Source organism: Streptococcus sp. oral taxon 431 (assembly GCF_023115445.1).
GTDB lineage: Bacteria > Bacillota > Bacilli > Lactobacillales > Streptococcaceae > Streptococcus.
The window spans coordinates 70,908-84,367 of the sequence record NZ_JALDUI010000007.1; the positions used below are offsets into that span (position 1 = coordinate 70,908).

Genomic DNA, 13,460 nt, shown 5'->3' on the forward strand with positions numbered 1-13,460 from the left:
ACAATCAAGTTTTTCTTAAACTTGACATACTTATAATTTTTTCCTAAGCACCCGCAAAGACATGTTATATCGTTCACGTCCTTCAATTATAAAAATAAAATACCCTAAGATATTTTTCTTTTTATCTTGAATATATTACCTAAGAACTGGGGTAGCTGGATTCGAACCAACGCATGAGGGAGTCAAAGTCCCTTGCCTTACCGCTTGGCTATACCCCAAAAGTGAAATGGAGAGAGAGGGATTCGAACCCCCGAACCCGAAGGAGCGGATTTACAGTCCGCCGCGTTTAGCCTCTTCGCTATCTCTCCAATGTTCAACAAAAACAATTATATCATGAAAATTTACAAAAAACAAGCTTTATTTTGCTAAATTATAGTTTTCAATCAAAATTTCCACAGCTTTTTCAAGTTTTTTATAAAAACTATCGACATTTCCATTCTTTATGATCGCAAATTGATTATCTAGTTCAGCAATTTCACCAATAACCTTTTTACCGATCGTTAAAGTATACCCTTCATACTTTTCCTTACCAACTAAAACAGTTGCGTCTGTTAATTGAATTTCAATTTTTTTATCTTTTTTACTCATACGATACCTCTTTTCACTCTTCCTATTGTACAAGAAATTTAAAAAACTGGCAAGAAAAAAACTCTTTACCAAGCTAATCTTGATAAAGAGTTTTTGTGACAAAATCTAATTTTTTAATCTAGGAAAGACTCATTGTTAGTGGGTTGTACCACCCACTAATTTTATGTCCTTATCTTTATAATCTACGATAGCACCAATCGCAGCTTCGATACCTCTGACGATTTCAGTTAAATTCATAGATGCTGTATTAGGTTTATTGATCACCTGTTCTGTCATATAGGGAATATGCATAAAGCCTGCTCTCATATGTGGAAACTTTTTATCCGCTAAATAGAGAGCCTGGTACATCAAATGATTACAAACAAAGGTTCCTGCTGTATTGGACACTGTAGCTGGCAACCCTTCCTCTTTAATCGCTTGAACCATTGCCTTAATAGGTAGTGTGCTAAAATAGGCAGCTTGACCGTCCAGGCGTATAGGAGTGTCAATCTGCTGATTTCCTTGGTTATCAGGAATTCTAGCATCATCTTGGTTGATGGCAACACGCTCAGGAGTTAGACTAGCTCTTCCTCCTGCTTGTCCGATGCAAAGCACCGCATCTGGCTGAAAGCGGACGATTTCTGCTTCTAAAACCTCTGCTGATCGATAAAAGACCGTTGGGATTTCTACCCAATGAATTTCAGCTCCATGAATCTCAGATGGTAATGATTTAACAGCTTCCAGAGCTGGATTAACCTTTTCACCACCAAAAGGATCAAAACCTGTTACTAATATTTTCATTTTATTTCCTTTGTTAAAATGCCAAAAAGTACATCAAAAATATATGTAGGATAATCATGATAACAGCTACTCCTACTTGCGCTTTGATAACCCCATTTGGATCTTTCATATCCAGGAGAGCTGCCGGTAAAGCATTAAAGTTAGCCGCCATTGGAGTCAATAAGGTTCCACAGCAACCTGCCGTCATTGCTAGAGCTGCAGCCACGATTGGATCAGCTCCCAAGGCAAATACAAAGGGAACTCCAATTCCAGCAGTAATAACAGTAAAGGCAGCAAAGGCATTACCCATTATCATGGAGAATAGAACCATCCCAAGGACATAAGCTACCACACCCATAAAACGACTGCCGGATGGAACTAAACCACTTATCAAGTGAGAAATCAGGTCTCCAACTCCTGCTACGGTAAATATTGCCCCTAAAGCACCTAAAAGTTGAGGCACAATCCCACTGGTTGAAACTTGTTGCACCATGCGATTGTTTTCTGCTAACAAACTTCTAGGAGAACTCTTAGTAATCAATAAAAGAGAGATGGTTGCGAAAAATGCAGCAAGGCTGATAGCAATCTTACTAAACTCAGGGATCATTTTTGCTAATACCAAAGCAATCAAAGCCATTAACATGACTGGAATAAAAATTTTATTCTTTAGTCGTTTAGCTTCAATATTTGCCTTGACTTCATCCAGAGACGGTAAGGTGCCGATACGAACCTGTTTAAAGAGAGTTAGCAGGGCTAATAGCACTACGATAACTCCAATACAGACAGAAGGTAGATAGGAACCACCGATAAAACTGATGCCCAATAAAGCCCAAAACCCAGCCGTTCCAAAGCGAACTGGGTTTGTTTTATCTTTATAGCTACAATAAGCTGTATGAAGGAATTGACAACCAATCACAATATAGGTCAACTCTAATAACTGTCTTGCTAGATTGGTCATTCTTGTTTTCCTTTACTAACCTTATTTGCTAGCAGTTTTCTATCAAACAGGTAATTGTAAATCCCAACTATAAATAGGGCAATTCCTGCAACTATAAGCGAAGCTGAAGCAATTCCTGCATAATTACTTTCGTAACCTAATTGGTCCAGTGTGCCCCCTATCAAGAGGACACCGCCTGCACCAACGAAAGTGTTTTGAGCAAAGAAATTTGCAAAATTATCATTTGCTGCTGCACGCGCTTTTAGCGCTTCACTCTCCTGCTCCGTTATTTTTCTACCTAATTGAAACTCTGCTGCTGCTTGTCCCATGGGTTGAACCAAAGGCCTTACAAACTGCGGATGTCCTCCAAGACGAATGGCAAAGAAACCATCGAGTTCCCGAAAAAAGAAATACACTGTATAAAAACTTCCAACTGTTAGTCCCTTTATCTTTTGAATCAAGTCAATCGAACGTTGCTTGAGGCCAAAAGTTTCAGATAAACCTACCAGTGGCAAGGTTACCATAAAAATCGTCAGAACTCGTTGATTACTAAATTCTTTTCCCAAAATTTCCAAGAACTCAACAAGAGAAACTCCAGAAACTAGAGCGGTAACTAAACTAGCTAAGACTACCGTTGCAATGGTATCTAACTTATAGACAAAACCAATCACAATGATAACTATCCCTATTAGTTTAATCCATTCCATATAGGCCCCTTTATTCCAAAAGTACTAGTCTGTTTTATTTGACATGACTCTCTAATTCTTTTTGGTATTTATTGTTTGATTCCAATTTTTCTTTTTGCCATTTTTCAAGAGCTGCTTGGTATTCTTTAGCAGATACAATCTCTTTTTGCAATTTCATTCCCTTGAAGATGTATGGATCACCCTTAATACCAACTTGTGAGTATGGTTTAGAGAAAGGAACAATGTTGCTGACAACTGGTGAACCACCTGATGAAGCTGTTGGCATCAAGAGAGAACTATCAGTGAGCCACGCTTGAGCTTTAGCATATTTTTCATATCTCTTATCCAAGTCGTTTGTCTCAGAAACTGCATCATCCAAGAGTTTCTTATATTCGTCCAAACCTAGTTGAGCTACTACTTCCTTGTCTTTTCCTTTAGTAATACCAAGGTGTTTCATAGCAGAACCGGTCTTAGGATCCATGATATTGAGATAACTTGCTGGATCTTGGTAGCTTGGAGCCCATCCAGTACTGTTCAAGTCATAGTCTTTTTGAGCAGGAACACGTGCTTGAGATGTAATGCTTTCCTTCTCGTTATCAGTCATTTGAAGAACATCAATTACGACATTTTCAGAACCAAGAGTTGATTCGATTGATTGTTTAAAGGAATTGCTTTGTTGAACGGCAATTGTATCTGTCTGTTCAACTGGGACATCCAAGTGAATTGGGAAGGTTACACCTTTTGCTTCCAATTCTTTCTTAGCCTTTTCAAATGAAGCTTTGGCTTTGTCAGGATTGTAGATGGTATCTTTTCCGTCAACGAGCTCAACACCTTTCCATTGGTCTCCATAGTTGACCAATTCTTTTTGAGCGATATCACCAAAGTTTTTACCACCAGATTGAACGAAATTGTCTGGTACTAAGCTATTACGAATAATCTTGTCCGCACCATCTTCACCATTGAGCTGGGCAGCATAAGAATGACGGTTGAAGGCAAAGTTGATTGCTTGACGGAAGTCCTTGTTCAACATTGCTTCTTTTGTAGAAGTTTTCTGTTCTTCACTTGTTTTCGCTGTCTTATTGAAAGATTGACGGTTTACGTTAAAGGTAAAGTAGTAACTAGTTGAATCCTGTGGGCTGTAAGTAATTTTATCTCCGTATTGTTCCAAAGTTGAGGCAAAGTTTGAGCTACTTGGGAAGAGGCGAGCTGTTGTGTAAACACCCGAAGAGAAGCTACGGATCAAGGATTCTTGATCTGATCCATCATAGTAAGTTAATTTAACTTTCTCGATTTTAACCTTCTCTTTATCCCAATAATTTGGGTTCTTTTCATATTCGATTAAAGATTTTGAAGTCAATGTCTTCAAAATATATGGACCGTTATAAAGAATACCAGCTGGACTGACCGTTCCATAATTTTTACCAGAAGCTTTGAGGAATTCTTCATTTACTGGCAACATAGTTGCTGAAGTTACTTTAGAATTCCAGAAAGTTTCAGGTGCGTTTAGAGTGTACTCAACAGTATAATCATCCACTGCCTTAACTCCAACTGTTGAGAAGTCGTTAGTCTCACCAGTCATATACTCATTCAAACCCTTGATTGAGTTTTGAATAAGAGTGACACCGTCTGATTTGCCATCTGCTACGTGTTTCAACCCTGTAACAAAGTCATGCGCAGTTACTTCAGCGTATTCTTCACCTTCTGAAGTATACCATTTAACCCCTTTACGAAGTTTATAAGTATAAGTCAAACCGTCTTGTGAGACACTCCAATCCTCAGCGAGGGAAGGAATCAAATTCCCATATTCATCGTTTTCCAACAAACCATCAACGACGTTACCGATGATATCCGTTGTTGAAGTACGAGTTGCGATACTGTAGTCCAAAGATGATGGGTCTACTCCATAGACATAAGAGAAAGTTGTAGGCGCATCTGCTTCCTTGTCAGCTTTCCCACAAGCTACAAGAAGAACTGCTGTACTCAGGACCACTCCTGCTGTTAACATCCACTTTTTCGTTTTCATAAAGAACTCCTTTAATAATTTTTAATCTACTTTTACAATCCAACCTTCTGGTGCTTCAATGTCACCAAATTGAATACCTGTCAATTCATCGTATAGTTTACGAGTCACTGGACCAACCTCTGTTTCACTGTAGAAAACGTGGAAGTCATCACCATGTTGGATTCCTCCAATTGGTGAGATAACTGCCGCAGTACCGCAGGCACCTGCTTCTACAAATCGATCCAGACTATCAATTGGTACATCTCCCTCAACAGGCTTCAAGCCCAAACGATGCTCTGCCAAATAAAGTAATGAGTACTTGGTAATCGATGGCAAGATTGACGGACTCAATGGGGTTACAAACTCATTATCAGCTGTAATTCCAAAGAAGTTTGCTGAACCAACTTCTTCAATCTTAGTGTGGGTTGATGGGTCTAGATAAATAACATCTGAGAAATGACGGGATTTAGCCATTTTTCCTGGCAAAAGACTAGCCGCATAGTTACCACCGACCTTGGCAGCCCCTGTTCCATTTGGTGCAGCACGGTCATACTCGTCTTGAATCAAGAAGTTTGTTGGAACCAATCCACCTTTAAAATAATTTCCAACTGGCATAGCAAAGATGGTAAAAATATACTCCTCAGCTGGTTTTACCCCAATGATATCTCCAACACCAATCAAGAGCGGACGAAGGTAAAGGGTTCCACCAGTTCCATAAGGGGGTACGTATTCTTCATTTGCACGAACAACGGCTTTACAAGCCTCTACAAACATTTCTGTTGGAACTTGTGGCATCAAGAGACGATCACAGGTACGTTGCAGACGTTTAGCATTTTCATCTGGACGGAAGAGTTGAATACTGCCATCCTTTGTACGATAGGCTTTCAATCCTTCAAATGCTTGCTGTCCATAGTGAAGGCTTGGAGATGATTCTGAAATATGCAAGGTTGCATCTTCTGTTAATTCTCCTTGAGACCATTGTCCATTTTTAAAATTAGCGATATAACGATAAGGTAGTTTCATATAGGAAAAACCGAGATTTTCCCAATCGATCGTAACTGTCATGACAATCTCCTTTATTCTAATCAAGCTCTGTGTTCTATTCTACACTATTCTCCTAAAAATTCAAGTATTATTTGTAATTTTCTGAAAATTTTACTTATAAAAAATCAGTCACTAGGACCGATTTTTAATTTTCTTTGTCTTCTTTAAAGATTTCTTTGAGATAAGCATCAAAAACTTCTTCATCAGAAATGCTATCTGAGATAAAGCTTCCATTGCTTGTACGTTCTGATAGATTCAAATCTTGTAGGATTGATTCGTAAATCGTTCCATTATTTGATTGAATCACAAGTGTTTGTTCTCCATCTTCTACTTCTGTACTAAAGAGATCTCCAACAAATCCTTGTTCTGAGACCGCTCCAGCCAAGAATACGCGATGGGGTTTACTCTTTAATTCTCTCAAGACTTGAAGGCCACGATTGGCACGACTGGTTGCTGGAATTTCCTCTGTTGAAACACGTTTCAAGCTTCCACGTTGCGTCAAAAGATAGAAAGATGAAGTATTGCAGATAAAGGCTGCTTGTATCACATCATCTGCTTTCAAGTTCATGGCTTTGACACCTGCAGCTTTGGCACCAATAACTGGCACTTCTTCGATGTTAAAGCGGAGGGCATAACCGTTTCGACTGATCAACAGAACATCATCCAATTTAATCGGAGCTACTGCTACAATCTGGTCAGTATCATTTTTCAACTTAGCGTACTTGACAGATTTAGAACGATAGGTTCTCCATGGAGAGAATTCTTTGCGTTCTACCCGTTTGATTTGTCCAAGTCGTGTTGCTGCAAAATAAGTTGTCGCATCATCAAATTGATCCACAACTTCTACATAGAGCACTTCTTCATTGGTTTCAAAGTTTGTAATAGACTGGCTCAAATGCTCTCCGATATCCTTCCAACGAATATCTGCCAACTCATGGACTGGTCGATAAATGACATTCCCAAGCGTTGTAAAGATTAAAAGATGCTGGGTAGTTTTCACATTTTGAACGAATAGCAATCGGTCATCATCCCGTTTACCAATTTCTTCTAAGGTTGAAGCTGCAAAGGAACGAGGGCTAGTACGCTTGATATAACCTGCCTTAGTCACGCTGACGTAAGTATCTTCCTCGGCGATCAGACTAGCTGTATCAATCTCAATGACTTTTGCTGTATCTTCTAAGGTACTCAATCGAGGTGTCGCAAATTTCTTCTTGACCTCACGAAGCTCTTTTTTCATGAGATTGTACATAGTTCGTTCGTCACCGATGATAGCCGCAAGCATAGCAATCTTTTCACGAAGTTCTGCTTCTTCTTCTTGCAAGACAACCACGTCTGTATTGGTCAAACGATACAATTGCAAGGTAACAATGGCCTCAGCCTGTTCTTCTGTAAAATCATAGCTGACCTTGAGGTTTTCCTTTGCATCAGCCTTGTTCTCAGAAGCACGGATAAGGGCAATGACCTCATCCAGGATAGAGATGACACGAATCAAACCTTCCACGATATGGAGACGTTTTTCAGCCTTTTCCTTGTCAAAGCGAGAACGCGCCAAGATCACTTCACGACGGTGGGCAATATAGCTAGACAAGATTGGTACAATCCCAACCTGACGAGGGGTGAAATTGTCAATCGCAACCATGTTGAAGTTGTAATTGATTTGCAAGTCAGTATACTTGAAAAGGTAGTTGAGAACGAGCTCCGTATTCGCATCTTTCTTGAGTTCAATTGCGATACGAAGACCATCACGGTCAGACTCATCCCGAACCTCAGCAATACCTGCCACCTTGTTATTGACACGGACTTCATCGATTTTCTTGACCAAGTTAGCTTTATTAATCTCATAGGGAATCTCAGTGATAACGATTTGTTCCTTACCACCTTTAAGCTTCTCAATTTCTGTCTTAGAACGAACAACCACGCGCCCCTTACCAGTTTCATAGGCCTTCTTGATCTCGTCACGGCCTTGGATAATGGCACCAGTTGGGAAATCTGGCCCAGGCAAGAATTCCATGAGCTTTTCAACCTTGGCAGTAGGATGATCAATCATGTAGACTGTAGCATCGATAACTTCAGCCAAATTATGCGGAGGAATATCTGTGGCATAACCAGCTGAAATCCCAGTTGAACCATTGACTAAAAGGTTTGGAAAGGCTGCTGGTAAGACAGTTGGCTCTTTCTCGGTATCGTCAAAGTTCCAAGCAAAGGGAACTGTCTTTTTCTCGATATCTTGAAGGAGATATCCTGCAATCTCAGACAAACGTGCCTCAGTATAACGCATAGCCGCAGGTGGATCTCCGTCCATGGAACCGTTATTCCCGTGCATTTCAACCAGAATCTCACGGTTTTTCCAATCCTGAGACATACGAACCATGGCATCATAGATAGAAAAATCACCGTGTGGGTGGAAATTACCCATGATGTTCCCGACAGACTTAGCCGATTTACGGTAGCTCTTGTCAAAAGTATTGCCATCCTTATTCATCGAATAAAGAATACGGCGTTGAACCGGCTTCAATCCATCACGAATGTCTGGCAAAGCCCGGTCTTGAATGATGTACTTGGAATAGCGACCAAAGCGCTCTCCCATGATGTCCTCCAAGGACATGTTTTGAATGTTAGACATAGTAATTCTCTTTTTAGTGTTTTATTGTAAAGTAAATCTATATTTTATAAATTTAACTGTTTCTTTGTATGTAGTGAGAAAAGAAGAGCAATCCTACTAATCCTAGAATGAATAAAAGATTAATTTTAATAACAAATAAGCTAAGTAGGGTATTAATTAGGCCGTGAAAAATGGCGCAATAAAGGATCGACTTAGTCTTTTTGAAAACAGCTGCTAGAAGAATACTGAGATAAATTGCAAATAGACTGAATAATATAAAAGGCATCCTACTTTGGGAACTTCCAATCACAAACCATAAAGGTACATGCCATATTGCCCAAATACAACCTGTTATCAAACCAGAAATCCAAAAGGAGAATCTAGTTTCCAAAGTTGGTTGCAAGATGCCTCGCCATCCCAATTCTTCTTCTCCACCATAAATACAGACTGCACTCAAAAAAACAACAAACAAATTTCCTAGTGGAAAAGCTGGATTAATCTCCTTAGACGAGAAAGCAATAACACCCGCCTGCACGCAAATTAGTAAAAGAAATAACAAAATATATTTCTTTGAAGCCCCTAAGATAAAAGAGACTATGCTTTTAATGGATTTTTGAGGTAAACAAGAAATAGCTGCAATGGTTGGACCAAAACCTCCTAGTAAATGGAGAAAAACTCCTAGTGGACTTGTTAGACTTAAGAGGCTCATTTGCGTCAGAAAAGCGAGCAATCCCCAACCAAATCCCCAAGAAATGAGAAAACTAATCAGTAAAAATTTTGTTATCTTATTATTTTGTAAATGTTTCATTTGTTTCAAGTCTCTCCTTAGCATACTCAATCATCTTTTCAGCCACTTCTTTATCATAGTCAAAGCCCATCTTCTTGGCTAAATCTTGCGCTTCTCTATGAAAGAGACTCATAGTAGTCAATAAATACTGAGTGATTTTGTCTAAACTTGAGAAATCAAGCAGATTTGAAAAATCCTTCTCTATCTCAGCGGGTAAATAGTTAAAAAGATACTTGTAATTTTTACCAATGTCGACTGTTCCCCTATCACTTGCGACCTGCCAAGCCAAGATCTTCAGGAGTTCTTGTTGGCAAATACCGTAGAGATGGTCCGTCGCATATATGACTTGCTTACGGCATATCCCTTTGACCACGTAAGCAGACACCCACCAAAATTCATTGCAAGTTTTTTCAAAATCCGTCTCACTAGCTGGACTTGTCCAGAAGCGCTCTGGACTGGGAGAATGAGGCACAAACAAGCCCTTAGGATCCTCTAACACCGTGAAATCCGCTTCGCTTTCTACCCACTCTTGAATGTGGTCTTTGGGGCAGAGGGTTAAATCAATCCGATTGCCACCTTCAAATAGCATGAGATAGAGACGACGGTTGCCTAGGATATTATGTTGCTCAATGATACGTGTGCCAAACTGGTCCAACCATGCAAGGTCGGCCGTCAGACCATCCAAATCCTCCACAATGTAGACCACATCATAGTCTTGGAACTCGTCCTTGGGAGCATTTGGGTTTGTCCGTGAGCCGGACATGGCGACAGCGTTGACTTGTAGCATTTTTGCAGTTTGCAAAATCACATCAAACATTTCGGGTTCAGTTCTCATGCGGTTCATCCTCAGTTGCCTCTATGTTCTGAATAACAACATCTTCATTTCTTTGCTGAAGAAGCTTCTGAACTCTTTTTCTCTCTAACTCTCCGACTATAAATTGAATGATAGAACTAATTCCAAAAAATGGTAATAGAAACAGAATTCCCATTTCTTCCGTCAGCATTAAAAAGAGGAAGTTAACAATCGAAAATATTGCTAAAAACCAGGCATTTACTCTTAGAAGATTTGAATATGCATTAGGATAATGCTTGAGATGTTTATTGCTTTTATAAATAGCTGTGAATCCAAAAGCAAGGCTCACTGGTGTGAAAATATAAAAGTCAAAAACATAGAAGAGCAAACCTGCATAAGGATTAGACCTTAAAGGATTATCAAATAAAAAGACACCTGTAGTTACTATAGTTAATAGTAAGAATTCAAGAAAGCGAATTTTCTCAGGTTTTCCTGGTTTAGCAATCATATACGTAACTGCGCCTAGTACCAGGACTATCACAAGAAAAGGAGTATCGGACAATATACTTATCATGATTTATACCTCTTTTAGAGATCTAAAATTAAGAACTATAGACAATTTTTCAGATCAATCCTTGAGACTGACGCCATTTATCAAAGGTCTCAATGTCTGTTTTGACCATATTCATACAAAGTCCTAGAACCGCCATATCGTCCAAGTAACCTGCTAGCGGAATGAAATCAGGAAAAATATCAATAGGAGCAAGGAAATAAATAAGTGCGCTTAAAACGGCTAAAATAGTTCCATAAGGAACCGTTGTGTATTTCCCTTGAGCATAATTTTTCACTAAAGAAATCATGACTGGGATCATCGAAAATTTCTTTCCAACAAATGGCATATCGTTAATTTTTTGCTCCAAACGATACAAAAAATTATCTAATTCGTCCATATCATTTAATAATGCCTCAGATTGCGCGTAGCCACTTTCAAGAGCTTCTTTTACTTGCTCTTCACTAAGATTTTCAGACATATCTTGTCCTCCATTTGTATTTCTTGACAGTTTTTAAAACACTGTCGCTTCTTCCAGCGTAAACTTGACATTATCCTCAATCCACTTACGGCGTGGTTCGACCTTGTCACCCATGAGGACATTGACGCGACGTTCTGCGCGTGCTAGGTCTTCAATCGTAACACGGATGAGGGTACGAGTTTCTGGGTTCATGGTTGTTTCCCAGAGTTGGTCCGCATTCATCTCACCAAGACCTTTATAGCGTTGAAGTGTAGCGCCTTTACCAAACTGCTTACGGAGTTCTTCCAGTTCTCCGTCTGTCCAAGCATAAGCCACTTCTTCCTTCTTGCCTTTACCTTTGGACATCTTGTAAAGAGGCGGAAGGGCGATATAGACATGTCCTGCCTCGACTAGTGGACGCATATAGCGATAAAAGAAGGTTAAGAGGAGGGTTTGAATGTGGGCACCATCGGTGTCCGCATCGGTCATGATAATGATCTTATCATAGTTAGCATCTTCAAGAGAAAAGTCTGCTCCAACACCTGCACCGATGGTATAAATCATGGTATTGATTTCTTCATTTTTGAGGATATCTGCCATCTTAGCCTTGGCTGTATTGATAACCTTACCACGAAGAGGCAAGATAGCTTGGAACTTACGGTCACGGCCTTGCTTAGCAGAACCACCGGCAGAATCTCCTTCGACTAGGTAAAGTTCATTCTTAGCTGGATTTTTAGACTGGGCTGGGGTTAATTTCCCAGAAAGCAAGCCCTTGTCTTTCTTATTTTTCTTACCATTTCGGCTCTCATCACGCGCTTTTCGTGCTGCTTCACGGGCATCACGCGCCTTGATTGCTTTACGAATCAGATTAGAAGCTAACTCCCCATTTTCCATAAGGAAGAAGGTCAACTTATCAGCTACAATCCCATCTACAACGGGACGAGCAAGGGGACTTCCTAGTTTATCCTTGGTCTGTCCCTCAAACTGCAAATGTTCTTCAGGAACAAGGATGGAAAGAACTGCCGCCAACCCTTCACGGTAATCTGACCCTTCAAGATTTTTATCTTTTTCTTTGAGAAGACCTGTCTTACGTGCATAGTCATTCATAACCTTGGTAATAGCTGACTTAAGTCCTGTCTCATGCGTTCCACCGTCTTTAGTACGAACGTTATTAACAAAGGACAAGATGTTATCTGAAAATCCATCGTTATACTGGAGGGCTACTTCTACTTGGAAACCATTGTCTTCCCCTTCAAAGTATAGGACAGGCGTCAAGGTTTCCTTGTCTTCATTGAGGTAGGAAACAAAGTCCTGTACCCCATTCTCATAATGGAATTCAATGGCTTCATCTGTTCGTTTGTCCGTTAATGACAAGGTAACATTCTTCAAGAGAAAGGCTGACTCATTGAGACGCTCTGAAATGGTATTGTACTTGAAGTCTGTCATAGAAAAGATACTAGCATCAGGCATGAAGGTCACTTTTGTACCTGTCTTAGATTTTGGTGCCGTTCCAACCTTTTCAAGAGTTGTTACTGGCTTCCCACCATTTTCAAAGCGTTGTTTGTAGACTGCACCATCACGCGTAATTTCTACTTCAAGCCAACTAGAGAGGGCATTGACAACAGAAGAACCAACCCCGTGGAGACCACCAGAAGTCTTGTAACCACCTTGACCGAATTTTCCTCCAGCGTGGAGAATGGTAAAAATAACCTCAACCGTTGGAATTCCCATAGCGTGCATCCCAGTCGGCATCCCACGTCCGTGGTCTTGAACCGTTAAACTTCCATCTTTATTAATCGTTACATCAATACGATCACCAAATCCAGACAGAGCTTCATCAACCGCATTATCGACAATTTCCCAAACAAGGTGATGGAGACCAGCACCGTCAGTCGATCCAATATACATCCCTGGACGTTTACGGACCGCATCCAACCCTTCTAGCACCTGAATGGCGTCATCATTATAATTGTTAATATTGATTTCCTTTTTTGACACAAGGAACCTCCTATTTGTTCATCTTTTCTATTTTACAGGTTTTCTAAGGATTTTGCAAAATTTTCAAGTTAATAAGACTATTCACAAGTCCTTTTTCTACCATTTGTCAAGTATATCAAGGTATTTGATGAAAAATAGTTTGATTTCCATAGTCAAACTAAGGAAATTGTCTTTTTCTGAACTAAATTTTAGTGTAAAAAGTGTACACTAAAACAACACCTTATCTGGTGATTTTTTTGATAAGGCGTTACAAT

12 protein-coding genes and 2 tRNA genes are annotated in these 13,460 nt (G+C 39.8%); all 14 read right to left on the reverse strand.

All coding sequences use genetic code 11. From position 1 onward, the window contains the following. Positions 1–146: 146 nt before the first annotated feature. Positions 147–218, reverse strand: a tRNA-Gln gene (locus M1R56_RS05645). A gap of 9 nt (positions 219–227) precedes the next feature. Continuing rightward, positions 228–308: transfer RNA gene (locus M1R56_RS05650), tRNA-Tyr, on the reverse strand. 49 nt (positions 309–357) lie between these two features. Continuing rightward, positions 358–588: a DUF2969 domain-containing protein gene (locus M1R56_RS05655; protein WP_000037108.1), complete on the reverse strand. Its 231-nt coding sequence runs from the start codon at positions 586–588 to the stop codon at positions 358–360. 135 nt (positions 589–723) lie between these two features. After that, positions 724–1,368, reverse strand: coding sequence for a pyroglutamyl-peptidase I (pcp, locus tag M1R56_RS05660; RefSeq protein ID WP_248034921.1), 645 nt, complete (start codon positions 1,366–1,368; stop codon positions 724–726). Positions 1,369–1,381: 13 nt separating this feature from the next. Beyond that, positions 1,382–2,305: a DUF979 family protein gene (locus M1R56_RS05665; RefSeq protein ID WP_248034923.1), complete on the reverse strand. Its 924-nt coding sequence runs from the start codon at positions 2,303–2,305 to the stop codon at positions 1,382–1,384. Then, positions 2,302–2,991 carry a DUF969 family protein gene (locus M1R56_RS05670; RefSeq protein ID WP_248034925.1) on the reverse strand — a complete coding sequence of 230 codons (690 nt, stop codon included), beginning with the start codon at positions 2,989–2,991 and terminating at the stop codon, positions 2,302–2,304. The genes M1R56_RS05665 and M1R56_RS05670 overlap by 4 nt, the downstream gene beginning before the upstream one ends. A 34-nt stretch (positions 2,992–3,025) precedes the next feature. Then, positions 3,026–4,993 (reverse strand): peptide ABC transporter substrate-binding protein, encoded by a 1,968-nt coding sequence (locus tag M1R56_RS05675; RefSeq protein ID WP_075231267.1) that lies wholly within the window; start codon positions 4,991–4,993, stop codon positions 3,026–3,028. A 21-nt stretch (positions 4,994–5,014) separates the two neighbouring features. Then, a complete protein-coding gene (locus tag M1R56_RS05680) occupies positions 5,015–6,037 on the reverse strand; it encodes a branched-chain amino acid aminotransferase (protein WP_000219010.1) in 1,023 nt (340 codons plus the stop codon). Between the two features lie 124 nt (positions 6,038–6,161). Further along, positions 6,162–8,639, reverse strand: a complete 2,478-nt coding sequence (gene parC, locus M1R56_RS05685; protein WP_248034927.1) for a DNA topoisomerase IV subunit A — start codon at positions 8,637–8,639, stop codon at positions 6,162–6,164. Between the two features lie 52 nt (positions 8,640–8,691). Then, complete coding sequence (locus tag M1R56_RS05690) at positions 8,692–9,426, reverse strand: type II CAAX endopeptidase family protein (RefSeq protein ID WP_248034929.1); 735 nt, start codon at positions 9,424–9,426, stop codon at positions 8,692–8,694. Then, the gene (locus tag M1R56_RS05695) at positions 9,407–10,240 is read right to left on the reverse strand and encodes an aminoglycoside 6-adenylyltransferase (protein WP_248034931.1); all 834 of its coding nucleotides are present in this window, start codon (positions 10,238–10,240) and stop codon (positions 9,407–9,409) included. The genes M1R56_RS05690 and M1R56_RS05695 overlap by 20 nt, the downstream gene beginning before the upstream one ends. Further along, entirely contained in the window at positions 10,230–10,772 is a 543-nt protein-coding gene (locus M1R56_RS05700) for a hypothetical protein (protein WP_248034933.1), read from the reverse strand. The genes M1R56_RS05695 and M1R56_RS05700 overlap by 11 nt, the downstream gene beginning before the upstream one ends. 49 nt (positions 10,773–10,821) lie before the next feature. Further along, on the reverse strand, positions 10,822–11,229 hold the full coding sequence (locus M1R56_RS05705) for a YkvA family protein (RefSeq protein WP_248034935.1): 408 nt from the start codon (positions 11,227–11,229) through the stop codon (positions 10,822–10,824). A gap of 33 nt (positions 11,230–11,262) precedes the next feature. Then, positions 11,263–13,206, reverse strand: a complete 1,944-nt coding sequence (parE, locus tag M1R56_RS05710) for a DNA topoisomerase IV subunit B (protein WP_248034938.1) — start codon at positions 13,204–13,206, stop codon at positions 11,263–11,265. Positions 13,207–13,460 lie beyond the last annotated feature (254 nt).

Excerpts from the sequence above, each read along its gene's own strand:
- M1R56_RS05655 (WP_000037108.1), bottom strand. The coding sequence starts at position 588 with ATGAGTAAAAAAGATAAAAAAATTGAAATTCAATTAACAGACGCAACT.
- pcp (WP_248034921.1), bottom strand. The coding sequence starts at position 1,368 with ATGAAAATATTAGTAACAGGTTTTGATCCTTTTGGTGGTGAAAAGGTT.
- M1R56_RS05665 (WP_248034923.1), bottom strand. The coding sequence starts at position 2,305 with ATGACCAATCTAGCAAGACAGTTATTAGAGTTGACCTATATTGTGATT.
- M1R56_RS05670 (WP_248034925.1), bottom strand. The coding sequence starts at position 2,991 with ATGGAATGGATTAAACTAATAGGGATAGTTATCATTGTGATTGGTTTT.
- M1R56_RS05675 (WP_075231267.1), bottom strand. The coding sequence starts at position 4,993 with ATGAAAACGAAAAAGTGGATGTTAACAGCAGGAGTGGTCCTGAGTACA.
- M1R56_RS05680 (WP_000219010.1), bottom strand. The coding sequence starts at position 6,037 with ATGACAGTTACGATCGATTGGGAAAATCTCGGTTTTTCCTATATGAAA.
- parC (WP_248034927.1), bottom strand. The coding sequence starts at position 8,639 with ATGTCTAACATTCAAAACATGTCCTTGGAGGACATCATGGGAGAGCGC.
- M1R56_RS05690 (WP_248034929.1), bottom strand. The coding sequence starts at position 9,426 with ATGAAACATTTACAAAATAATAAGATAACAAAATTTTTACTGATTAGT.
- M1R56_RS05695 (WP_248034931.1), bottom strand. The coding sequence starts at position 10,240 with ATGAGAACTGAACCCGAAATGTTTGATGTGATTTTGCAAACTGCAAAA.
- M1R56_RS05700 (WP_248034933.1), bottom strand. The coding sequence starts at position 10,772 with ATGATAAGTATATTGTCCGATACTCCTTTTCTTGTGATAGTCCTGGTA.
- M1R56_RS05705 (WP_248034935.1), bottom strand. The coding sequence starts at position 11,229 with ATGTCTGAAAATCTTAGTGAAGAGCAAGTAAAAGAAGCTCTTGAAAGT.